Origin of the sequence: Amycolatopsis sp. NPDC088138, from assembly GCF_044741685.1 — a bacterium.
GTDB lineage: Bacteria > Actinomycetota > Actinomycetes > Mycobacteriales > Pseudonocardiaceae > Amycolatopsis.
Genome location: NZ_JBIUTB010000005.1, coordinates 469,678 through 490,926 on the forward strand (window position 1 = coordinate 469,678; position 21,249 = coordinate 490,926).

20 protein-coding genes are annotated in these 21,249 nt (G+C 70.4%); 8 read left to right on the top strand and 12 right to left on the bottom strand.

Annotation, left to right across the window (positions count from 1 at the left end; all coding sequences use genetic code 11):
* Positions 1-24 precede the first annotated feature (24 nt).
* Positions 25-504 carry a pyridoxamine 5'-phosphate oxidase family protein gene (locus ACIOD2_RS28745; protein ID WP_400544533.1) on the top strand — a complete coding sequence of 160 codons (480 nt, stop codon included), beginning with the start codon at positions 25-27 and terminating at the stop codon, positions 502-504.
* Between the two features lie 362 nt (positions 505-866).
* Here the strand turns inward: ACIOD2_RS28745 and ACIOD2_RS28750 are convergent, their stop codons facing one another.
* Positions 867-2,024 carry a steroid 3-ketoacyl-CoA thiolase gene (locus ACIOD2_RS28750; protein ID WP_400544536.1) on the bottom strand — a complete coding sequence of 386 codons (1,158 nt, stop codon included), beginning with the start codon at positions 2,022-2,024 and terminating at the stop codon, positions 867-869.
* Between the two features lie 228 nt (positions 2,025-2,252).
* Here ACIOD2_RS28750 and ACIOD2_RS28755 point away from each other — a divergent pair, with 228 nt between their 5' ends.
* A complete protein-coding gene (locus tag ACIOD2_RS28755) occupies positions 2,253-3,479 on the top strand; it encodes a cytochrome P450 (protein ID WP_400544539.1) in 1,227 nt (408 codons plus the stop codon).
* A 16-nt stretch (positions 3,480-3,495) separates the two neighbouring features.
* Here the strand turns inward: ACIOD2_RS28755 and ACIOD2_RS28760 are convergent, their stop codons facing one another.
* Together ACIOD2_RS28760 and ACIOD2_RS28765 are read right to left on the bottom strand one after the other, a co-directional pair.
* Positions 3,496-3,996 (bottom strand): hypothetical protein, encoded by a 501-nt coding sequence (locus tag ACIOD2_RS28760; RefSeq protein WP_400544542.1) that lies wholly within the window; start codon positions 3,994-3,996, stop codon positions 3,496-3,498.
* Between the two features lie 9 nt (positions 3,997-4,005).
* Entirely contained in the window at positions 4,006-4,572 is a 567-nt protein-coding gene (locus tag ACIOD2_RS28765; RefSeq protein WP_400544545.1) for a dienelactone hydrolase family protein, read from the bottom strand.
* Between the two features lie 41 nt (positions 4,573-4,613).
* Between ACIOD2_RS28765 and ACIOD2_RS28770 the strand changes: the two genes are divergently transcribed.
* The gene (locus ACIOD2_RS28770) at positions 4,614-5,405 is read left to right on the top strand and encodes a transglutaminase family protein (RefSeq protein ID WP_400544548.1); all 792 of its coding nucleotides are present in this window, start codon (positions 4,614-4,616) and stop codon (positions 5,403-5,405) included.
* Here ACIOD2_RS28770 and ACIOD2_RS28775 read toward each other — a convergent pair.
* A complete protein-coding gene (locus tag ACIOD2_RS28775) occupies positions 5,398-6,528 on the bottom strand; it encodes a GH92 family glycosyl hydrolase (protein WP_400546142.1) in 1,131 nt (376 codons plus the stop codon). The two genes, ACIOD2_RS28770 and ACIOD2_RS28775, sit on opposite strands and share 8 nt — an antisense overlap.
* Positions 6,492-7,499 carry a glycoside hydrolase domain-containing protein gene (locus ACIOD2_RS28780; RefSeq protein ID WP_400544551.1) on the bottom strand — a complete coding sequence of 336 codons (1,008 nt, stop codon included), beginning with the start codon at positions 7,497-7,499 and terminating at the stop codon, positions 6,492-6,494. The genes ACIOD2_RS28775 and ACIOD2_RS28780 overlap by 37 nt, the downstream gene beginning before the upstream one ends.
* Positions 7,500-7,640: 141 nt before the next feature.
* Here ACIOD2_RS28780 and ACIOD2_RS28785 point away from each other — a divergent pair, with 141 nt between their 5' ends.
* On the top strand, positions 7,641-8,660 hold the full coding sequence (locus ACIOD2_RS28785; RefSeq protein WP_400544554.1) for a YhjD/YihY/BrkB family envelope integrity protein: 1,020 nt from the start codon (positions 7,641-7,643) through the stop codon (positions 8,658-8,660).
* Here ACIOD2_RS28785 and ACIOD2_RS28790 read toward each other — a convergent pair.
* From ACIOD2_RS28790 to ACIOD2_RS28805, 4 genes are read right to left on the bottom strand one after another with little or no spacing between them, the layout of a single operon-like run.
* Positions 8,635-9,246 (bottom strand): TetR/AcrR family transcriptional regulator, encoded by a 612-nt coding sequence (locus ACIOD2_RS28790; protein ID WP_400544557.1) that lies wholly within the window; start codon positions 9,244-9,246, stop codon positions 8,635-8,637. The genes ACIOD2_RS28785 and ACIOD2_RS28790 overlap by 26 nt on opposite strands.
* A gap of 15 nt (positions 9,247-9,261) precedes the next feature.
* Positions 9,262-10,425, bottom strand: coding sequence for a thiolase domain-containing protein (locus ACIOD2_RS28795; protein ID WP_400544560.1), 1,164 nt, complete (start codon positions 10,423-10,425; stop codon positions 9,262-9,264).
* Positions 10,422-11,435, bottom strand: coding sequence for a thiolase domain-containing protein (locus ACIOD2_RS28800; RefSeq protein WP_400544563.1), 1,014 nt, complete (start codon positions 11,433-11,435; stop codon positions 10,422-10,424). Before ACIOD2_RS28800 ends, ACIOD2_RS28795 begins: the two co-directional genes overlap by 4 nt.
* A 7-nt stretch (positions 11,436-11,442) precedes the next feature.
* Positions 11,443-12,420 (bottom strand): Zn-ribbon domain-containing OB-fold protein, encoded by a 978-nt coding sequence (locus ACIOD2_RS28805; protein ID WP_400544566.1) that lies wholly within the window; start codon positions 12,418-12,420, stop codon positions 11,443-11,445.
* A gap of 88 nt (positions 12,421-12,508) precedes the next feature.
* Between ACIOD2_RS28805 and ACIOD2_RS28810 the strand changes: the two genes are divergently transcribed.
* The gene (locus tag ACIOD2_RS28810; protein WP_400544569.1) at positions 12,509-14,056 is read left to right on the top strand and encodes an acyl-CoA synthetase; all 1,548 of its coding nucleotides are present in this window, start codon (positions 12,509-12,511) and stop codon (positions 14,054-14,056) included.
* 321 nt (positions 14,057-14,377) lie between these two features.
* Here the strand turns inward: ACIOD2_RS28810 and ACIOD2_RS28815 are convergent, their stop codons facing one another.
* Entirely contained in the window at positions 14,378-15,166 is a 789-nt protein-coding gene (locus ACIOD2_RS28815) for a crotonase/enoyl-CoA hydratase family protein (protein ID WP_400546145.1), read from the bottom strand.
* A 63-nt stretch (positions 15,167-15,229) separates the two neighbouring features.
* Between ACIOD2_RS28815 and ACIOD2_RS28820 the strand changes: the two genes are divergently transcribed.
* Positions 15,230-16,846: an acyl-CoA synthetase gene (locus ACIOD2_RS28820; protein ID WP_400544572.1), complete on the top strand. Its 1,617-nt coding sequence runs from the start codon at positions 15,230-15,232 to the stop codon at positions 16,844-16,846.
* Positions 16,847-16,858: 12 nt separating this feature from the next.
* Entirely contained in the window at positions 16,859-17,959 is a 1,101-nt protein-coding gene (locus tag ACIOD2_RS28825; protein ID WP_400544575.1) for an NAD(P)H-dependent flavin oxidoreductase, read from the top strand.
* Between the two features lie 62 nt (positions 17,960-18,021).
* Here the strand turns inward: ACIOD2_RS28825 and ACIOD2_RS28830 are convergent, their stop codons facing one another.
* Both ACIOD2_RS28830 and ACIOD2_RS28835 read right to left on the bottom strand, forming a co-directional pair.
* Complete coding sequence (locus ACIOD2_RS28830) at positions 18,022-18,828, bottom strand: S1 family peptidase (protein ID WP_400544578.1); 807 nt, start codon at positions 18,826-18,828, stop codon at positions 18,022-18,024.
* Positions 18,829-18,952: 124 nt separating this feature from the next.
* Positions 18,953-20,167, bottom strand: a complete 1,215-nt coding sequence (locus ACIOD2_RS28835; RefSeq protein ID WP_400544581.1) for an APC family permease — start codon at positions 20,165-20,167, stop codon at positions 18,953-18,955.
* Between the two features lie 80 nt (positions 20,168-20,247).
* Between ACIOD2_RS28835 and ACIOD2_RS28840 the strand changes: the two genes are divergently transcribed.
* A complete protein-coding gene (locus tag ACIOD2_RS28840) occupies positions 20,248-21,024 on the top strand; it encodes a GntR family transcriptional regulator (protein WP_400544584.1) in 777 nt (258 codons plus the stop codon).
* The last annotated feature ends 225 nt before the right edge of the window (positions 21,025-21,249 follow it).

Here is a 21,249-nt window from a genome sequence, read left to right on the forward strand (position 1 = left end):
GGTGGTGGGTGGGATGCTCCCGGCATGACGAGTTGGCAGGAGTTCTCGGCGCAGTCACCTTCGCTGGCGGCGCGCGTGCACGCGCGGTTCACGGCGGAGAAGTCGCACGTGCTGGCGACCCTGCGGCGCGACGGTTCGCCGCGGGTGAGCGGGTCCGAGGTGGATTTCCACGGCGCGGAGGCCTACATCGGGTCGATGCTCGACGCGCTCAAGGCCCGGGATCTGCGCCGCGACAACCGGTTCGCGATCCACGCGTACCCGGGCATCGAAGAGGGCGGCGACGCGAAGCTGGCGGGCATCGTGGTGGAGCTGACGGACAAGACGGAAATCGCGGCGCTGCAAGGGAACGACGAGCCGTGCCACCTGTTCCGCCTCGACCTCAGGGAGGTCGTGCTGACCTGGGTGGCCGACGACACGCTCTTCGCGGAGAGCTGGCGGGAGGGGAAGGGGACGGTGAAGTTCGCCAGGCCGGGCAACGGTCCCGCGGAGGTGGTGGCGCCCTGATCCGTGTGTTGGCCGGTCCCACTGGTGTGTTGGCGGTTCCGGTCCGGTCCGGTCGGACTCGGCGACGACATCGGTCCGGTCATGGGCGGCTGAGCGGCAAGGCGGTCACGTCGGTCCCGCGGGCATCGCCGGCTCGGTGACCGGAGCGGCCGAAACAGTGGCCGGAGCGGCCAACTTGGGTGATCGGGCGGCCAAGTCGGTGACTGGAGCGGCCAACACGGTGATCGGAGCGGCCAACACGGCGACCGAAGCGGTCAAGTCGGTGACCGGAGCGGCCAGCTTGGTGGCCGGAGCGGTCAAGTCGGTGACCGGATCGGCCAGCTTGGTGGCCGGAGCGGCCAACACGATGGCTGACCGGCGCGTCAGAGGCGTTCGATGATCGTCGCGGTAGACAAAGCCCCACCGGCGCACATCGTCACCAACGCCGTAGACGCGTCCCGGCGCTCCAGCTCGTGCAACGCCGTCGTCAACAGGCGCGCTCCCGTGCTGCCCACCGGGTGGCCGAGGGCGATCGCGCCGCCGTTGACGTTGACTCGGGACTCGTCCGGGGAGAGAACCCGCTGCCACGACAAGGCCACCGAGGCGAATGCTTCGTTGACCTCGAACAGGTCCGGGTCGGCGATCGTCATGCCCGTCCGCGACAGCACTCGCTCGGTCGCGCGGATCGGGCCGTCCAGGTGGTAGTACGGCTCCGCGCCGACCAAGGCCTGCGCGATGATCCGGGCTCGAGGACGCAGGCCCAGGGCGGAAGCGCGCGCGGAGTCCATCAGCAGCAGGGCTGCCGCGCCGTCGGAGATCTGGGAGGACGTTCCCGCGGTGTGGATGCCGTCCTCGACCACCGGCTTGAGGCGGGCGAGGCCGTCGACCGTCGTCTCGCGCAAGCCCTGGTCTCGGGCGACCAGCCGGGTTTCGCCGGTTGGCGCCCCCGATGCGTCGAGCACCGGGGCCTTCACCGGCGCCACCTCGCGGTCGAAGTGCCCGGCCGCCCACGCGGCTGCCGCCTTCTGCTGGGACGCGGCGCCGAAGGTGTCGACGTCGAGACGCGTCAAGCCTCGGCGTACGGCGATGCGCTCGGCCGCGCCGTACTGGTTCGGGAGGTCGATCGACCAGGACGCGGGCCGGGGTGAGCCGTCCGCTCGATTGGTGCCCAGCGGGACTCGGCTCATCGCCTCGACCCCGCAGGCGACGCCGACGTCGATGGCGTCCGCCGCGATCAGGCCGGCGATAAGGTGCGTGGCCTGCTGCGCCGAGCCGCACTGGGCGTCGATCGTGGTCGCGCCCGCCGTCTCCGGCAGGCCCGCGTGCAGCCACGCGGTGCGCGTGACGTTGTTCGACTGCTCGCCGGCCTGCGTGACGCAGCCGCCGATCAGCTGCTCGACCAGCGCCGGGTCGATCCCGGCCCGCTCGAGCAGGGCCAGCTGCGCGGCACCCAGCAGCTCGGCCGTGTGCAGGCCGGCCAGCAGCCCGCCCCGCTTGCCGATCGGGGTCCGCACGGCTTCGACGACAACCGGCACGCCCATCTGGTCCCCTTCGTCGGGAAGACTGTCAGTATCCAAAAACTAGAACAAGTTATTGTTCGACGCAAGGCGGTGCAGCCCTGGCGTGATCTCGATCTTGACCGAGTGAGCGCTCGTTCACCTGGCCTCATCGGTAAAGTTAACGGGTTTCACTGAACGCTCTTCCGTTAGTTAACACCGTATGCTTCAATCCGGTTAGAACGTGTTTCAAGCCGAACCGTGGGAGGCAACGTGGCCGCTCCGCTCATCCCAGCAGGTTTCGACTTCACGGACCCGGACCTCTATGCCCATCGGCTTCCCTTGGCCGAGTTCGCCGAGCTCCGGCGGACCGCTCCCGTGTGGTGGAACCCCCAGAAGACCAACACCGCCGGCTTCGGCGACGACGGCTATTGGGTCGTCTCGCGGCACGCCGACGTCAAGGAAGTCTCCCGCGACAGCACGCTCTACTCCTCGAGCGAGAAGACCGCGATCATCCGCTTCGACGAGAGCATGACCGAGGATCGCCTCAACGCGAACCGCCTGGTCCTGCTCAACATGGACGCCCCGCAGCACACCAAGCTGCGGCGCATCGTGTCGAAGGGCTTCACGCCGCGCTCGATCGCCAAGCTCGAGGACACGCTGCGGGACCGCGCCGCGAAGATCGTCTTCGAGGCCAAGAAGAAGGGCACGGGCGACTTCGTCACCGACGTCGCCTGCGAACTGCCGCTGCAGGCGATCGCCGAGCTGATCGGCGTCCCGCAGGAGGACCGGCTCAAGATCTTCGACTGGTCCAACCAGATGGTCGCTTACGACGATCCCGAGTACCAGCTCGAGCCGCTCGAGGCGTCGGCCCAGCTCATCGGCTACGCCTGGAACATGGCCGAGGACCGCCGCAAGTGCCCGATGGACGACATCGTCACGAAGCTGATCCAGGCCGACGTCGACGGCGAGGCGCTGGGCTCCGACGAGTTCGGTTTCTTCGTCATCCTGCTCGCGGTGGCCGGCAACGAGACCACGCGCAACGCGATCACCCACGGCATGAAGGCGTTCCTGGACCACCCGGCCCAGTGGGACCTGTTCAAGGAACAGCGCCCGAAGACCGCGCCCGACGAGATCGTCCGCTGGGCCACCCCGGTGGTCGCCTTCCAGCGCACCGCCACCCGCGACACCGAGCTGGGCGGTGCGCAGATCAAGCGGGGTGACCGTGTCGGGATGTTCTACAGCTCCGCGAACTTCGACCCCGAGGTGTTCGACGACGCGGAGAAGTTCGACATCTCGCGCGAGGACAACCCGCACGTCGGGTTCGGCGGCACCGGTTCGCACTACTGCATCGGCGCCAACCTCGCCCGGCTGGAGATCGACCTGATCTTCAACGCGATCGCCGACGTGATGCCGAACATCACCGAAGCGGAACCGCCGGTGCGCCTGCGCTCCAGCTGGCTCAACGGCATCAAGCACTACCCCGTCCGCTACGCCTGAGCCGGAGACCCGGCTGCTACGTGGAAGTCTCGCCTCGGTAGGGCATCCACTGGTAGCCGGGTTCGAACGGTTCGAACGGCGTCGCCGCGGGCAGCGCCCGGCGGACGTCGTCGGACACCACCAGCCCGTGGAGGCCGCCCGCCGCGAGGTCGGCCGCGTACTCGGGGCTCAGCTCGCCGTCCTCGAACCAGATTTCGCCGAGCTCCCAGCCGACCGCCGCGAGCCGGTAGCCGGTGCACCGCCGGAGCAGGTCGTAGAGGCTCCACCCGAGCGCGCTCAGCTCCTCGGCCGTGAGGTCCAGGCGCCGGGTGCGCTCGGCCAGTTCCACCGGCAGCGCGTAGCCGACTCCTCGTGGCACGGCGATGACACGCGACCCGTCGCCGACCAGGCTGTCGTGCAGGCTCACCCGCCGGGCACCCGCTCGCAGGGGCGGACTGGCCCGGATCAGCCGGCGCGCGGCTTCGGCCCCGGCCAGGTTGGTCCCGAAGTCGATGTCGAGCAGGAAGTAGGCGGCCACCGCGGAACCCTAGTACGCCCGAGGCAGCTTCCGGAGGAAGTCGAGCACCCGCTGCCAGGTGAGGGCGGACGCGGTTTCGTCGTGGTCGGGAGCCTCGGCGTCGGTGTAGAAGTGGCCGGCGCCGGGGTAGGTGAACACCTCGGCCGCGGGGTTGACCGCACGCCAGGCGGCGACCTCGGCCGGCGGCGCGATCGGGTCCGGGTCGGCGACGTGCACCTGCACCGGCAGGCCGTCGCGCGCCGACGCCGGAATGGCGCCCAACGCGTGCAGCAGCACGACACCCGCCGCGGCGGGACGGTCCGGAAGGACGCTCTGCACCACGCCGCAGCCCATCGAGACGCCCAGCAGCACCGCATCCGCAGGCAGGTCGCGCACCGCGTCGGCCGCACGAGCGCTGATGGCCGTCCAGCCGACGTGGTCCATCAGCGCGAAACCCTCCTCGAGCGTGGACGCGGTCGAACCGGCGTAGAGATCCGGCGTGACGACGTGGTGCCCGGCCGCCCGCAGCCGTTCGGCCGCGCCGAGCTCGACCAGCCGGAGCCCCAGCACCGAGTGGAAGACCACGATGTTCACCATGACGTGATGGTCCCAGAGCGGCCGGATGCCATGATGACGCGATGGCCCAGCGAGCGACCGTCGACGTCGAGTTCACCATCCGCGTCACCGAACCCGGCCGGGCGGCGATCTCGGTCGCCGCGGCCAACGCCGACACCGAGGACCTGACCGTCTCCTGGCACGGCGGCAGCGACGCCGTCCTGTTCGAGCACGGGACCCGCGCCGACGTCTTCGACCTGCCCGAGGGGGAGCACCGGGTCACCTACCACGCCGAGCGCGACCTGACCGAGGCCGAAGCGGAGCCGGTCACCCTCTCCGACGTCGCGGTGTTCACCCGGCCGAGCCGGTACTGCCCGTCCGACCGGATCGGCGGCCTGGCGCCGCCGGAGATGTACGGCCACCCGGACGCACGGTCCACTGTGGACGCGATCGTCCGGAACGTCAACGACCGGCTCCTCTACACCGTCGGCGCCACCCGGCCGACCGACGACGCGATCGACACCCTCCTGGCCGGCGAAGGCGTCTGCCGCGACTTCGCGCACGTCTGCATCACGTTCTGCCGGTTCTTCGACATCCCCGCCCGGTACGTCGGCGTGTACGCGCCCGGGCTGTCGCCGATGGACTTCCACGCCGTGTTCGAGGCCGCGATCGACGGCCACTGGTACGTCTTCGACGCCACGCACCTCGCGCCGCGCCAGAGCATGCTCCGGATCTCCACCGGCCGCGACGCCGCGGACACGTCGTTCCTGGCCACCCTCGGCTCCAAGCTGGACTTCCTGGGCAGCTCGGTGTTCGCGACGACGGACACCGAGCTGCCCCAGGACGACTGGTCCGAGCTGGTCGTCCTCAGCTGACGCCCCACGTCGTCGGCGTCGCGCTCATCCCGAACCGCAGCACCCCGCCGCCGGTCAGGTCACGCTGGGTCAGCGTCGGCTTCGAGACGGGCTTGCCGTTCAACGAAAGCGAAGACACGTAAGGCGTCGACACCGAGTTCCCGGGCGAGGACACCACGAGTGGACGGGAAGAACCGGGCAGCCGCAGCGTCACCTTCGAGAAGAACGGGCTGCCGACGGCGTAGGAGTCGGACGCCGGGTTCACCGGGTAGATCCCGATCGACGACAGCAGGTACCACGACGACATCTGGCCGCAGTCGTCGTTGCCGGTCAGCCCGTCCGGCTTGTTCGCGTAGTTGGCCGCGGCGATCGAGCGCACCTGCGCCTGGGTCTTCCACGGCTGCCCGGCGTAGTCGTAGAGGTAACCGATGTGGTGACTCGGTTCGTTCGTGTGGTTGTTGTGGCCCTCGCCGAAGTGCCGGTCCAGCAGGGCGGTGAACTTGTCGCGCCCCATCAGGGAGATGAGCCCGGGCACGTCGTGCATCACGTCGAACGTGTAGACCCACTCGTTGCCCTCGGTCCAGCCGCCGGACGTCCAGGCGCCGTCGAAGTTCCGCGCCTGCATGAACCCGGTCGCCGGGTTGTAGAGGTTGCGGTAGTTCTTGCTGCGGTTCAGGAAGAACGCGGCGTCCGAAGGCCTGCCCACCGCCGAAGCGACCTGCGCCACGGCCCAGTCTTCGTAGGCGTAGTCCAAGGTCCTCGACGTGGCTTCGGCGGTCCGGTCGGCGGCGACCCAGCCGTTCCGCTTGTAGGTCGTCAGCCCGGCCCGCGCCTCGACCGGCGTGCCTTCCTCGCGGTCGGCGAACCGCAGCTCGGTGTCGCGGTCCGGCGGGGTCATCGCGTCCTTGTACACGGCTTTGTAGGCCAGTTCGCGGTCGAAGCCGGTGAAACCCTTCGCGATGTCCTCGGCGATGATCGAGTCGGCGTTGGTGCCGACCATGATGTTGGTTTCGGCCGGGTTTTTCCACATCGGCAGCCAGCCGCCTTCGCGGTAGTCCTGCAGCATCGACGTCACCATGTCGTCGATGCGCTCGGGCGCGAAGAGCGTCAGGAACGCGTTTTCGGCGCGGAAGGTGTCCCACAGTGAATAGCTCGTGTAGCTGGTCCCGCGGTGGACGTCGCGAGCTGATCCGGTGTCGCGCCTTCGATGTCGACGCGGTCCAGCTTCTCGCTCCACGCCGCCTTCGTCCGGGCCGCGACCCGGTCGAAGCTCGTCCCCGAAGGCACCTCACGCCGCAGGTTCTCCCGGGCCTGGTCGACCGAGATGAACGACGTCGCGATCCGCACCTGGACCGTGCGAGCCGCAGAGGGGAACCGCACGTAGGCCCCGAGCGCGGCGTCGGTGCGGTCGCGTTCGCCGTCGTGCAGCGTGGTCCCGGTCGACGTCCCGAAGCCGGTCACCGGCGTGTCGAAGCTCGCGACGAAGTAGCCCTTGAAGTGCGCCGCCTGGAACGGCCCGAGCTTCGAGTCCTGGCGGTCCGGGTTGTAACCGGAGATCTCGCGCCGCGCCGGGTCGACGTGCACCGCGCCGGTGATCCCGGCCCGCGTCGCGGTCAGGACGAAGTTCGGCGACGCGTCCGCCGGGAAGGTGAACCGCATGACGCCGACCCGCGACGTCCCGGTCAGCTCGGCGCCGACGCCCGTGGCCATCTTCACCGAGTACTGCGACGGCGACGCGTGCTCGTCGGCGTGCGTGAACGGCATCGAGCGCCCGACCTGGACGTCACCGACGCCCGGCATGCCGGAGACGTAGCCGTAGTCGCCCATCCAGATCGCCGGCTGGTGCGTGCCGATGAAGCCGGTGATCGCGGGGTCGTCGTGGTGGTAGGGCAGGCGGCTGACGTAGTTGACGCGCGTCTGCGGCGACCAGCGGGTCATCGCGAACGGTGGCGCGGTGCTCGGGATCATCCCGCCGTACTCGGCGGGGTCGGCGCCGGTGGTGCCGATGAGCGGGTTGACCAGGTCGACGTTCGACCGGTGCGGGTGGGCGCCGGCGACCGGCGCGGACACCAGGGACAGGGCCAGGACCGGGGCCAGGAGCAGGCGAACGCGCATGGAGCTGTCCTCCAGGTGACATCGTTGTCAGGTCTCCGGGGAGCCAGTGGGGAAGTAACTCACCTCTAGCGAGCGGGTGATGGGGTGTCAAGAGTGCGTGTTGCGTGCGCGAGGAGGCTCCCGGCTGGGTAAACAGTGTCCGTGAAGAGTTCCCCCAAGGCCCCGAGCCCCTGGGCGCGGGCCCGTGCCCGGTACCGGTGGCTGGACCACATCGCCCGCGCCACCAACCGCTACGTCGACCGCGGCGGCTACCACTACGTCGCGTCGATCACCTACTTCAGCCTGCTGTCGCTGGTGCCGCTGCTGATGGTGGCGTCGTCGGCGGCCGGGTTCGTGCTGGCCAGCCAGCCGGGCCTGCGTGACACGATGGTCCACGCCGTCGTCAGCACGCTGCCCGGCGGTCTGGGGGACAAGGCCACCGACCTGCTCACCGGCTTCGTCGACCAGCGGACCAGCGTCGGGGTCTTCGGCCTGGCGATCGGCCTCTACTCGGGCTGGAACTGGATGAACGCGCTGCGGGACTCGCTGACCGCGCTCTGGGGTCAGAACCGCTCGGACCAGCCGCTGCTGCGGCTGATCGCCGTCGACCTGCTCGCGCTGCTCGGCCTGACGGCGGCGCTGCTGGTGTCCTTCACGCTCACCATCTCCGGCACCGCGCTCGGCGGCTACCTGCTGCGGCTGGCCGGGCTCGACGACACGAGCTGGGGGCACCAGCTCGTCTCCGCGTCCTCGGTGCCGCTGTCGCTGGCGGCGGACTGGCTGGTGTTCCTCTGGGTGCTGACGCGGCTGCCGCGCCAGCCGGTCGGCGTGCGCAGCGCGGTGCGCGGCGCCGTCGCGCTGGCCATCGGGTTCGAGGCGCTCAAGCTGGCCGGCGGCGTCTACCTCCGGCTGATCAGCAACTCGCTGACCGGCATCGCGTTCGGCTCGGTGATCGGCCTGATCTTCTTCATCTCGCTGGTCGCCCGGATGCTCGTCTACGTCACGGCGTGGACGGCCACCGGTTCGGACGCGCCGCCGAGGCCGGTTCAGCCGCCGGCGCCCGTGGAGCTGAAGCCGGTGATCGTGGTGGACCCGCCGGTCGCGGTGCCGGCCACGATCGGCGTCGTGACGGGCGTGCTCGGGACGTTGCTGGCGCTCAGGTGGCGACGTTCGCGAGGCTGAAGAGCCTGCCGAGCTGGTGGTCGATCAGCGCGAACACGGCCTCGGGCGTGCGCTGGCCCAGGATGAGGCTGGTTTGCAGGCCATCGACGCTCGAGAGGAGTAGCTCGGCCTCCGGCAGCAGGTCGAGGTCCGGGGCCACTTCGCCGCGTTGCTGCCCCCAGGCCAGCAGGTCCGCGGTCAGCCGTTCCAGCTCCGGCGGCGCGGCGCTGAACGCCGCCGCGAGATCGGGGTCGGTCAGCGACCGGACGAAGTAGGCCAGGTACACGAGGTAACGCGTGCGGCGCTCGTCGTCCAGCGGGAGCATCCCGACCAGCATCGTGCGCAGGACCTGCCGCGGTGTCGCGTCCGCCTCCGGCCCGACCTCGGCGCGGGTGTGCTCCTCGGCGACCTTGTTGAGGATCTCGAGCGCGCCCAGCAGCAGGTCGTTGCGCGTGCCGAAGTAGTACTGGACCAGCCGCAGCGAGACACCGGCCTCGGCCGCGACCTTGCGCAGGGACACGTCCTCCAGCCCGCGCGCGCTGGCGATCCGCCAGACGGCCTCGGCGATCTGGCGGCGGCGTTGTTCGTGGTCGGCGAGTCTCGGCATGGTGGGTCGAGCGTATCAACGCGGCTTGTCGGCGCCGACCACCCACATCGAGAAGTACTGCGACCCACCGCCGTAGGCGTGCCCTAGCGCGACGCGCGCGCCCTCGACCTGGTAGTCCCCGGCCCGGCCCATGACCTGCTTCGCGGCTTCGGAGAAGCGAAGCATGCCGGACGCGCCGATCGGGTTCGACGAGAGCACCCCGCCCGACGGGTTCACCGGCAGCCGCCCGCCGATCGCCGTCTCACCGGCTTCGGTGACCTTCCAGCCCTCACCTTCGGCGGCGAACCCGAGGTTCTCCAGCCACATCGGCTCGAACCACGAGAACGGCACGTAGATCTCGGCGACGTCCACTTCGGACATCGGGTCCTTGATCCCGGCTTCGGCCCAGAGCGCGGCCGCGGCGTCGCGCCCGGCCTGCGGGTTGACCTGGTCGCGGCCGGCGAACGTGGTTGGCTCGGTGCGCATCGCCGTCGCGTGGATCCAGGCCGCGCCGCCTTCGACGGCGTCCCCGGCGGCCTCGTCGCCGAGCACCATCGCGCACGCGCCGTCCGACGACGGGCACGTCTCGTCGTAGCGGATCGGGTCCCACAGCATCTGCGACGCCTGCACCGACTCGACGGTGATGTCGGCCTGGCGCAGGTGCGCGTACGGGTTGAGCGAGCCGTTGCGGCGGTCCTTCGCCGCGACGATCGCGCCGATGTGCTCGGGCGCGCCGGAGCGGCGGATGTAGGACCGGACGTGCGGCGCGAAGTAACCACCCGCGCCGGCGCCGACCGGCATCTGGAACGGCGGCAGGATCGACAGGCCCCACATCGCGTTCGACTCGGACTGCTTCTCGAACGCCACCGTGAGCACCCGGCGGTGCACGCCGGACTGCACGAGCGACGCCGCGACCAGCGCCGTCGACCCGCCGACCGAGCCGGCGGTGTGCACGCGCAGCAACGGTTTCCCGTTCGCGCCCAGCGCGTCGGCGAGGAACAGTTCGGGCATCATGACGCCCTCGAACAGGTCCGGTGCCTTGCCGAGCACGACGGCGTCGATGTCGGCCCACTCCACCTGGGCGTCGATCATCGCGCGGTCGATCGCCTCGCGCAGCAGGCCCGGCATCGAGACGTCGGTGCGCTTGGCGCGGTGGTGCGTCTGGCCGGTGCCGAGCACGGCCGTGAGCTGCTTGGTCATCGTGCCTCCAGCACGGCCAGGAGGTTCTGCTGCAGGGCGGGGCCGCTCGTCGCGTGCGCCACCGCCTTGCGGGACTCTCCACTGTGGATCCGCCGCGCCGCCTCACCGATGCGGGCGAGCCCGGCGGAGAACATCGGGTTCGCGGCGAGCGCGCCGCCCGAAGGGTTGATGTTCACGCCTTCTTTGAGTCCGAGTGCGGTGCGCAGGATGATCTCCTGGTGCGTGAACGGCGCGTGCAGCTCGGCGAGGTCGACGCCGTCGAGGTCGAGGGCCTTGGCCGCGATCTCGGTCGACGGGCTCCGGGTGAGGTCGCGGGCGCCGAGCACGGGGGAGTCGACGCGGTGCTCGATCCCGGCGATCACCGCCGGGTGCTCGACCATGTCCTTCGCCCGTTCCACTGTGGACAGGATGATCACGGCGGCCCCATCGGTGATCGGCGCGATGTCGTGGGCGCGCAACGGGTCCGCGACGTACGGCGTGTCCAGCAGCTCGGCGGCGTCCAGGTCACGGTTGCGGGCGGCGACCTCGGCGAGGTCCTTTTCGGACCACAGCCCGGCGTCGAGGCCCAGCCGGGCCTGGATCCCGGCGATCGAGATCGAGTCCGGCCACAGTGGAGTGACGACGTACGGGTCGAGCTGCAGCGCGAGCACCCGGCGCAGCTGCCCGGCGCTGGACTTGCCGAAGCCGTAGACGAGCGCCGTCTCGACCTCGCCCATCCGGATCTTGAGCCAGGCCTCGTAGAGCGCCCAGGCGGCGTCCATCTCGACGTGCGACTCGTGGATCGGCGGGAACGCGCCGATCGCGTCGACCGCGGCGATGAACGAGAACGCGCGCCCGGCCAGGTAGTCCGAGGAGCCGGAGCACCAGAACCCGATGTCCTGCTTGGACAGTCCGGTCTGCGCGAAGACCTCGGCGAAGATCGGGACGAGCATCTCCACGCCGTTGGTGGTGCCCGGGGTCTCCCGGACGTTCGGGGCGTGCGCGAAGCCCGCGATCGCGACGTCAGGCATCAGGACCTCACAGGTGGTGGGCGAAGGTTTCGTAGGCCGCGTCCGGCTCGCCGGTCGGCTCGAAGTGGTCGATGTTCTCCAGCGACGTCCACCACTCGTCGCGCGGCTTCCAGGCGGCGCGCACGCGCAGGCCCATCCGGACGTCCTTCGCGTCGCAGCCGAGCACGAGGTGGAGGAACGCGATGTCGGCGCCGTCGAGCAGGATGTACGCCGCGACGTACGGCGGCTTGATCCGCTGGCCCAGGAACGGGACGTTGACGATGCAGAACGTCGTCACGATGCCGGTGTCCGGGAGCTCGACCTCGTCGGTGGTCGGCACGCCGTCGGTCGGGCAGGAGCCGCGCGGCGGGATGTAGACCTTCTGACACGCGGGGCAGCGCTGGCCGATCAGCTTGCCCTCGGCCAGTCCGCGCAGGTAGCGGCTCTCCTCGGGGGAGGCGGAGTGCTGGTAGCGCAGGTGCACCGGCGTGATGACGATGCTGACCGGGGCGCCCTCCTCGCGCTCGGCGACCGGGGGAGCGGGCTCGGTCGGCGTCGTGTCCTCGGCGTCGGCGGGGAGGAAGTAGGCGATGTCGCGGATGTGCCCGACGACCTCGTCGGCCCAGCGGACGCGGACGCGCTGTCCACTGTGGATGTTCTCGGGCGAGCCGGCGTCCACGGCGTGCAGCATCGCGGTGTCGGCGCCGTCGAGCTTGACCAGCGCCCAGGCGAACGGGCGGCTCAGCGGCTGGCCGTCCAGGGGGTGCGGGCACCACGACCAGGAGACGACGGTGCCCTCTTCGGCGACCGGGACGAACTCGCTGAGCGGATCGGCCGTCACCGGGTCGTACTCCACCGGCGGGACGTGCACCCGGCCGTCGCTGCCGCGGATGCCCTCGATGCGGCGCTCACGCAGCGCGTTCACGAACCGGCCGAGCACCGGCCCGGTCGAGCGGGTGTAGTCGAAGCCGACGTTCAGGGGTGCCGCAAGCGGTGTCTCGGTCACGTGCTTGAGTGAAACACGTTCTCGATTCGTCGGCAAGATTCACTGCCGGACGGTTGCCTGTAGGTGGAACGCGTTCTAGATTTGCGGTATGACGACGACTGCCGCGAAGACGCTGGGCCTGTGGAACATCGCCGCGGAAGAGCCCGAGAAGACGGCTCTGGTCGACCCGGACGGCCGTTCGGTGTCCTACGGCGAGCTGGCCGCCAAGGCCAACCGGTACTCCCGGGGCCTGCAGGAGCTGGGCCTCGACGTCGGCGACGTCGTGGTGCTGCTCCAGCCGAACGGTGACGAGCTGGTGGCGGCCTACTTCGCCGCGATCCAGGCCGGGCTGTACGTCGTGGTGGTCAACTGGCACCTGATCGGCCCCGAGGTCGCGTACATCATCGGCGACAGCGGCGCGAAGGCGTTCCTCGCGCACGAGCGCTTCGCGGACGTCGCCATCGCCGCGGCCGACGAAGCCGGGTTGCCCGCTTCGGCCCGCTTCGCGGTCGGCGACGTCCCGGGCTTCCGCCGGATCGAAGAGCTGGGCGCGGGCGACGGCGACGGACGCCCGTCGCGGCGGACGGCGGGCTCGCCGATGCTGTACACGTCCGGCACGACCGGCCGCCCCAAGGGCGTCCGGCGGCCGCTGACGGGCACCGACCCGGACGAGGTGCCGGCGGCGTCGACGTGGTTCTTCGGCGTGTTCGGCCTCGGCCCGCACGACGACCACGTGCACCTGTGCGGCTCGCCGCTGTACCACACGGCGGTGCTGAACTTCGTGGCGATTTCGCTGCAGCTGGGGCATTCGGCGGTGCTGATGGACCGCTGGGACGCCGAGGACATGCTGCGCCTGATCGAGCGGTACCGGGTCACGCACAGCCACATGGTGCCGACCCAGTTCCGCCGGCTGCTGGCCCTGCCCGACGCGGTGCGTTCCCAGTACGACCTGTCGTCGCTGCGGGTGATGATCCACGGCGCGGCCCCGTGCCCGCTGGAGGTCAAGCGCCAGATGCTGGCGTGGTGGGGCCCGGTGGTCACGGAGTACTACGCGGCGACCGAGGGCGGCGGCACGGTGATCAACGGCGAGGACTGGCTGCGCAAGCCGGGCTCGGTCGGCCTCCCGTGGCCGGGCTCGACGATCAAGGTCCTGGACGATGCCGGCCTTTCCCTGCCCCCGGGCGAGACGGGCACGGTGTACATGCAGATGGGCTCGTCGGAGTTCTCGTACCACAACGACCCGGAGAAAACGGCCGCTGCCCGCGTGGGCAAGCTGTTCACCCTGGGCGACATGGGGCACCTGGACGCCGATGGCTACCTGTTCCTGCACGACCGCAAGGCGGACCTGATCATCTCGGGCGGGGTGAACATCTACCCGGCGGAGATCGAGGGCGAGCTGGTGATGCACCCGTCGGTCGCGGACGTCGCGGTGTTCGGCATCCCCCACGAGGACTGGGGCGAGGAGATCAAGGCGGTGGTCCAGCCGGTCGCCGGCGTCTCGCCTTCGCCTGAGCTGACCGCAGAACTGCTGGCGTACGCGGCGACGAGGTTGGCGAAGTTCAAGCTCCCGAAGTCGATCGACTACTTGGAGGAGCTGCCGCGGGACCCGAACGGGAAGCTGTACAAGCGCCACCTGCGAGCCAAATACGTGTCGTAGGCCGGGTCTCGGAGCCAGGGTGCGCGCCCCCCGCCTCTCCACTGGGGGGCGTGCCCTGGTCCAGTCTATCGGCGCCCACGGACAAAACCGTCCGAAAGGCTTCCGGGCGGCCGGGTTGTCCACATCACGGCGGCGCTGTGGACAGCTGGTCCCCCAGGGAAGCGGACCAGGGCAATCGCCTGTGATTGAACGGTCGACACGTGTGATCGGAACGCCGACTCACGTGATTGGAGGGTCGACACGGCTGAGTCGTGCCGTGTCGACCCTCTGATCACGCGTGTCGTCCCGGCAATCACGTGTGTCGACTCCGGGAGCACGGCGTCAGCGGTTGTGGAAGTCCGGCTTGCGCTTCTCCGAGAACGCTCGCGGCCCTTCCTTCGCGTCGTCCGAAGCGAAAACCTCGATCCCGTACTGCGAATCCAGCTTGAAGGCCTCCTCCTCGTGGAGGCCCTCGGTGTCGCGGATCGTCCGCAGGATCGCTCGCACCGCCACTGGGCCGTTCGCGTTCACCAGCGCCGCCAGTTCGAGGGCGCGGGACAACGCAGAGCCGTCCGGCACCACGTGACCGATCAAGCCGATCGCCAGCGCCTCGGCGGCGGAAAGGTGACGGCCGGTCAGCAGGATGTCCGCGGCCACCGTGTACGGGATCTGGCGCGGCAGCCGCACCGCCGAGCCGCCCATCGGGAACAGGCCCCAGCGGGCCTCCGACACGCCGAACCGGGCCGAAGAACCCGCTACCCGGATGTCCGTTCCCTGCAGGATCTCCGTGCCGCCCGCGATGGCCGGGCCCTCGACCGCCGCGATCAGCGGCTTGGTCAGGCGGCGGCCTTTCAGCAGGCCCGGGATGTGCGCGGGGTCGAACTTGCCGGCGGCGAAAGACTCTGAAGGCGAGTTCCGTGACATCGACTTCAGGTCGGCCCCGGCGCAGAAGGCACCTCCGGCGCCGGTGAGGATGCAGCTGCGGATCCCGTCGTCCGAGTCGACCCGGTCCCAGGCCTCGACCATGATCGACATCATCTCGCCGGTGATCGCGTTGCGCGCCTCGGGCCGGTTCATCGTGACGATCAGGGTCTGGCCCTCTTGCGAAACCAGCGCGTGCGGTTCACCCACCGAATCCTCCAGAAGAGCAGCAGTGCCATTGCCCAGAACGATAACATGTTCTACTTTGAGGGCGTGGCACTCAACATCGCGGATCTTCTGGAGCACGCCGTCGACGCCGTGCCGGAGCGCGTCGCGGTCGTGTGCGGCGACCGGCAGGTCACCTTCGCCGAACTGGAGGCGCGGGCCAACCGGCTCGCCCACCACCTCGCCGCGCACGGCGTGGGACGCGGATCCCACATCGGGGTCTACTCCCGCAACTCGATCGAGGCCTTGGAGGCGATGATCGCGGCGTACAAGCTGCGCGCGATCGCCGTCAACGTCAACTACCGCTACGTGCACGGCGAACTCGCGTACCTCTTCACGGACGCCGATCTCGTCGCGCTCGTGCACGAGAGAAGCTACGCCGACAAGGTGAAGGCCGTCCTGCCCGAGGCGCCGAAACTGAAACACGTTGTCGTCATCGAAGACGGCAGCGACGGTGACTTCGGGAGCTACGGCGGCGTCGAGTACGAAGCCGCGCTCGAAGCGCAGTCGCCCGAGCGCGACTTCGACGAGCGCAGCAACGACGACCTCTACATCCTCTACACCGGCGGCACCACCGGCTACCCGAAGGGCGTGCTCTGGCGCCACGAGGACATCTGGCGCGCGCTCGGCGGCGGCATCAACTTCGTCACCGGCGAGTACGTCCCCGACGAGTGGACGCTCGCCGAGCAGGGCAAGTCCGGCAGCCTGACCCGCCTGCCCGCCGCGCCGCTGATCCACGGCGCCGCGCAGTGGGCCGCGTTCGGCGCGCTGTTCACCGGCAGCCCGGTGGTGTTCGTGCCGCGCTTCGACGCGCACGAGGTGTGGAAAGCCGTGCAGCAGCACAAGGTCCAGGTGCTCACCATCGTCGGCGACGCCATGGCCCGCCCGCTCATCGAGGCCTTCCGCGAGGGTGACTACGACGCGTCGTCGCTCGTCGCCGTGTCGAGCCACGCCGCGCTGTTCTCGCAGTCGGTCAAGCAGGAGTTCGTCGCGCTCGTGCCGAACGCCGTGATCACCGACGCGATCGGCTCGTCCGAAAGCGGTTTCACCGGGATCGGCATGGTGGGCAAGGACTCCGACCACAGCGCCGGCCCGCGCGTCAGCTTCGGCAAGGACGCCATCCTCTTGGACGACGACGGACATCTCGTCGAGCCGAAGGCCGGCGCGATCGGGCTGATCGGCCGCCGCGGGCACGTCCCGCTCGGCTACTACGGCGATCCCGAGAAGAGCAAGACGATCTTCGTCGACATCGGCGACGTCCGGTACGTCGTCCCCGGCGACTACGCCCGCTACGAAGAGGACGGCACGGTCACGCTGCTCGGCCGCGGCTCGCAGTGTGTCAACACCGGCGGCGAGAAGGTCTACCCCGAGGAGGTCGAAGGCGCGCTGAAGTCGCACCCCGACGTCTTCGACGCGCTCGTCATCGGCATTCCGGACGAGCGGACCGGCCAGCGGGTCGCCGCCGTCGTCCAGCTGCGCGAGGGCGCCGAGCCGGATCTCGCCGGGATCGAGCAGCACGTCCGCCACGAGGTCGCCGGGTACAAGGTGCCGCGCACCGTGTGGCTGGCCGAGGAGATCGGCCGCTCGCCGAGCGGCAAGCCGGACTACCCGTGGGCCCAGCGCTACGCCGCCGAGCACGACCCGGCCGCGGCCCAGCCCGTCTGAGGAGGAACACGAGTGCGGACATCGCTGTGCGACCGGCTCGGCATCGACCTGCCGATCGTCGGGTTCACGCCGTCGGAGCACGTCGCCGCGGCACTGAGCCGGGCCGGCGGGCTCGGGGTGCTCGGCTGCGTCCGGTTCAACGACGCGGCCGAGCTCGACCGGGTGCTGACCTGGATGGACGAGAACACCGGCGGCAAACCCTACGGCGTCGACATCGTCATGCCGGCGAAGATCCCCGCCGAGGGCACGCAGGTCGACCTCTCCAAGATGATCCCGGAGGGGCACCGCGCATTCGTCGACCAGGTGCTGCGCGACCTCGCGGTGCCGCCGCTGCCGGACGACACCGACGAGCGCGCCGGCGTGCTCGGCTGGCTGCACTCGGTCGCCCGGTCGCACGTCGAGGTCGCGCTCAACCACCCGATCAAGCTGATCGCCAACGCGCTCGGCTCGCCGCCGACGGACGTCATCGGCCAGTGCCACGACCGCGGGATCCCGGTCGCCGCGCTCGCCGGGAAGGCCGTGCACGCGGTCCGGCACGTCGAGAACGGCGTCGACTTCGTGGTCGCGCAGGGTTACGAGGCCGGCGGGCACACCGGCGAGATCGCGTCGATGGTGCTGGTGCCGGAGATCGTCGACGCCGTCGACGTGCCGGTGCTCGCCGCCGGCGGGATCGGGTCCGGGCGCCAGGTCGCCGCGGCGCTCGCGCTCGGCGCGTCCGGGGTGTGGATGGGCTCGTACTGGCTCGCCACCGAGGAGTACCTGCAGACGATGGGCGAGTCGGCGGCGATGCAGCAGGCGCTCGTCGCGGCGTCGTCGTCCGACACCGTGCGCACCCGGATCTACACCGGGAAACCCGCGCGGCTGCTGAAAACGCGGTGGACCGAGGCGTGGGCCGCGGCCGACGCACCCGAGCCGTTGCCGATGCCGTTGCAGAACCTGCTGGTTTCCCACGCGCACAACCGGATCCACGCGGCGAACGACCCGAGTGTGGTCTCGATGCCGGTCGGCCAGATCGTCGGGCGGATGAACGGCGTCCGCCCGGTCGCCGACGTCGTCGCGGACCTCGTCTCCGGTTACGAAGACGCGTTGTCCCGCTTGGACAAGACCCGCTGAAAGCCGTGAGGGGCACCTTCAGGGACTAAATGTCCCTGAAGGTGCCCCTCACGGCGTGTGGGCTAGAGAGAAGCGGCGGCCGCGGCGATCTTCGACGCGAACGTGCTCACCTCGGTGTAGACGCCGGGGGCGTGCGGCCGGGCGCAGCCGTCACCCCAGGACACGATGCCGACCTGGATCCACGCGTTGTTGTTGTCCCGGCGGAACATCGGGCCGCCGGAGTCACCCTGGCAGGTGTCGACGCCACCGGCGTTCAGGTTGCCCGCGCAGATCTCCGCGCTCGGGATCAGGTCGGGGTAGCTGCCGCCCTGGGCGGCGCAGGTGCTGTCGGCCACGAACGGGACGGTCGCCTTCAGCAGGTACCGCTGCTGCGCGCCACCCTCGGTCGCCGCGCCCCAGCCGGCCACGGTGAACGTGCCGGTGTTGTAGGTCGACGTCGACGCGATCGGCAGCGTCGAGAGGCCGGTGACCGGGCTCGCGAGCTTGATCAGCGCCCAGTCGCCGCCGGTCGAGGTGCCGTAGGTGGGGGACTGGTAGACGTAGGTCGACTTGATCTTCTTGGCGCTCGTGCTGTTCAGGTCGACCACGCCGACGGTCGCGGTGATCGACGTGTTCGAGCCGGTCCGGCTGACGCAGTGCGCGGCCGTCAGCACGATCTGGTTCGTGTAGAGCGCACCACCACAGCCCATGGAAAGCCGCACCATGAACGGGAATTCGCCCTGGGCGGCCCGGGTCCCGCCGACGACGTCGGTGGACGGCGGCTGGGCGGCGGTGGCGATCGCCGGGGTGGCGAACGACGCGGCCGCGGCGACGGCCGCTACGGCGGTGGTGACGTTTCTGAGCAGGGTGAACCAGCGCTTGGGAGCCAAGGGGATCAGTCCTTCCAGTGTCCACAAAGGAAGCGGTTGCCGACGGCGGCCCCATGACTACACCAGGTGCGCGATACCCGGACAACCAACTTTCTTCGGATGTTTCGGGCGGTTGGGTGATTTCTCACCGGCGCATCCGGCGAACGCCGTAGGCCGATGCGCCCAGCAACAACACGCCGGCGCCGGCCAGCACCGACGTCCACGGCAGGCTGAACGCCAGCACCACGCACCCGGCGAGGCCGAGGACGGCGACCCAGCGTGACGATCGCAGCGTCAGCGCCGCCGCGTTCGCGACCGCGTAGTAGCTCAAGACGGCGAAGGACGAGAAGCCGATCGCGGCCCGCAGGTCGAGCGACGCCGCGAGCACGGCGACCACGAGCCCGACGGCCAGTTCGGCCCGGTGCGGCACGCCGTAACGCGGGTGCACGGCGGCGAGGAACCTCGGGAGGTGGCCGTCGCGGCTCATCGCCAGGGTCGTGCGCGAGACGCCGAGGACGAGCGCGAGCAGCGACCCGAGCGCCGCCAGGGCCGCGCCTGCCCGGACGGCCGGCGCGAGCCACCCCGGGACGGCGGCCGCGATCGGGTCCGGGCTCGCGGCGAGCGCGGCCGGGCCGAGCCGGACGAGCAGCAGCACCGCCAGCGCCGCGTAGACGACCAGGGTGATACCGAGGGCGAGCGGGATGGCCCGCGGGATCGTCCGCGCGGGGTCGCGGACCTCCTCGCCGAGTGTGGCGAGCCGCGCGTAGCCGGCGAAGGCGAAGAAGAGCAGCCCGGCGGCTTCGAGGATCCCGCCGGTGCCGGGCCACGCGACGAGCGGCCCGCCCGCGTGCGGTCCCGTGCCCATCGTCACCGCCGCGACGGTGAGGACGAGCAGCGTGCACGTCACGATCACCCGCGTCGCCAGCGCCGAACGGTGGACGCCGAAGTAGTTGACGGCGGTGAGCGCGGCGACGACGGCGACCGCGAGCAGGCTCCGCCACGGTTGCCCGAGGCCTGGCGCGGCGTACGCGACGACGGTCAGCGCCATCGCCGCGCAACTCGCCGTCTTGCCCGTGACGAATCCCCAGCCGGCGAGGTAACCCCAGAATTCACCGAGCCTTTCCCGGCCGTATACGTAGGTTCCGCCGGATTCCGGGTGAATCGCCGCGAGGCGCGCGGAAGACGTTGCATTGCAGTAAGCCACGATGGCCGCGACGACCAGCGCGGGCAGGAGCCCGGCGCCAGCGGCGTGCGCCGCCGGGGCGAACGCGGCGAACACGCCGGCCCCGATCATCGAGCCCAGGCCCAGGAAAACGGCGTCGGCGAGGCCTAAACGGCGGGTCAAAGGGGCCGGGCGCATCCGGGTGATCCTCCGTGTGTCGGCCGTGTTACGCGCCACAGCGAACCACGGCGTCGGCGGAAACGAATAGGGTCGATTCCGTGCCCGCCCCTTCGCGTTATTCCCGCCTGTCCGCCGACGGTCCCGTTCTCGACGGGATCCCCGAGCACGGCCGTGTCCCGCGCTACTACGCGGTGAAGGTCGAGCTGCTGGCGGTGATCGCGGAACTCGGTGAAGGCTCGGTGCTGCCCACGGAACGGGAACTGTGCGAGCGGTTCGAGGTGTCGCGGGCGACGGTACGGCAGGCGGTCAGCGAGCTGGTGCTCGAGGGCAAGCTCAGCCGGCGGCAGGGGAGCGGGACGTACGTCGCCGGCCCGAAGCTCATCCAGCCGCTGGCCCTCGTCAGCTACACCGAAGGCCTGCGGCGCCAGGGCATCCGCCCGGGCCGCAACGTGGTCACCCTGGAGCGGCGCCTGGCCGGCAGCGCGCTGGCGGCCGACCTGCAGGTCACCTCGGACGCCGAGGTGATCCACATCGAGCGGGTCCTGCTGGCCGACGAGGAACGCGTCGGCCTGGAGTCGACATATCTCCTCGCCTCGCGGTTCCCGACGTTGATGGACGTCTTCGACCCCGAGCAGTCGCTGTACGCCTGCCTGAGCGAACAGCTCGGCGTGGTCTTCGACGGCGCGGAGGAGCGGGTCGAGACGGTGCTCGCGACCCCGCGCGAGGCGCTGCTGATCGGGACCAACCCGGCGCTGCCGATGCTGCTGATGCACCGTGTGTCGTGGGGCCCGGACGGCGCGCCGTTCGAGCGCGTCCGTTCGCTGTACCGCGGTGACCGGCTGAGCTTCATGACCCGCCTGGGCCGCGTCGACTGAGCTGTCACGTTCCTCGTGGTGGTGAGGAGTTCCGCCGATCGAGGTCGTCGGCACTCGCGGTGTGCCCGCCGCTGCGCATCCAATGCGGCCCTCGCCCCAGCGCGGCCCCCACCCTCTCCGGGGGGCGTGCCCTTGTCCAGCGTATCGGGGGCGTCCGACGGAAAGCGGAAAAAGGCGCTGCCGGAGGCCGGTTGTCCACATCGCGGCTCGGCTGTGGACAACCGG

Coding starts and splice junctions, on each gene's coding strand:
- ACIOD2_RS28790 (WP_400544557.1), bottom strand. CDS start 9,246: ATGCCGAGACTCGCCGACCACGAACAACGCCGCCGCCAGATCGCCGAG.
- ACIOD2_RS28750 (WP_400544536.1), bottom strand. CDS start 2,024: ATGGGCGTGCCGGTTGTCGTCGAAGCCGTGCGGACCCCGATCGGCAAG.
- ACIOD2_RS28800 (WP_400544563.1), bottom strand. CDS start 11,435: ATGCCTGACGTCGCGATCGCGGGCTTCGCGCACGCCCCGAACGTCCGG.
- ACIOD2_RS28770 (WP_400544548.1), top strand. CDS start 4,614: ATGGCCCAGCGAGCGACCGTCGACGTCGAGTTCACCATCCGCGTCACC.
- ACIOD2_RS28765 (WP_400544545.1), bottom strand. CDS start 4,572: ATGGTGAACATCGTGGTCTTCCACTCGGTGCTGGGGCTCCGGCTGGTC.
- ACIOD2_RS28810 (WP_400544569.1), top strand. CDS start 12,509: ATGACGACGACTGCCGCGAAGACGCTGGGCCTGTGGAACATCGCCGCG.
- ACIOD2_RS28780 (WP_400544551.1), bottom strand. CDS start 7,499: ATGCGCGTTCGCCTGCTCCTGGCCCCGGTCCTGGCCCTGTCCCTGGTG.
- ACIOD2_RS28835 (WP_400544581.1), bottom strand. CDS start 20,167: ATGCGCCCGGCCCCTTTGACCCGCCGTTTAGGCCTCGCCGACGCCGTT.
- ACIOD2_RS28795 (WP_400544560.1), bottom strand. CDS start 10,425: ATGACCAAGCAGCTCACGGCCGTGCTCGGCACCGGCCAGACGCACCAC.
- ACIOD2_RS28745 (WP_400544533.1), top strand. CDS start 25: ATGACGAGTTGGCAGGAGTTCTCGGCGCAGTCACCTTCGCTGGCGGCG.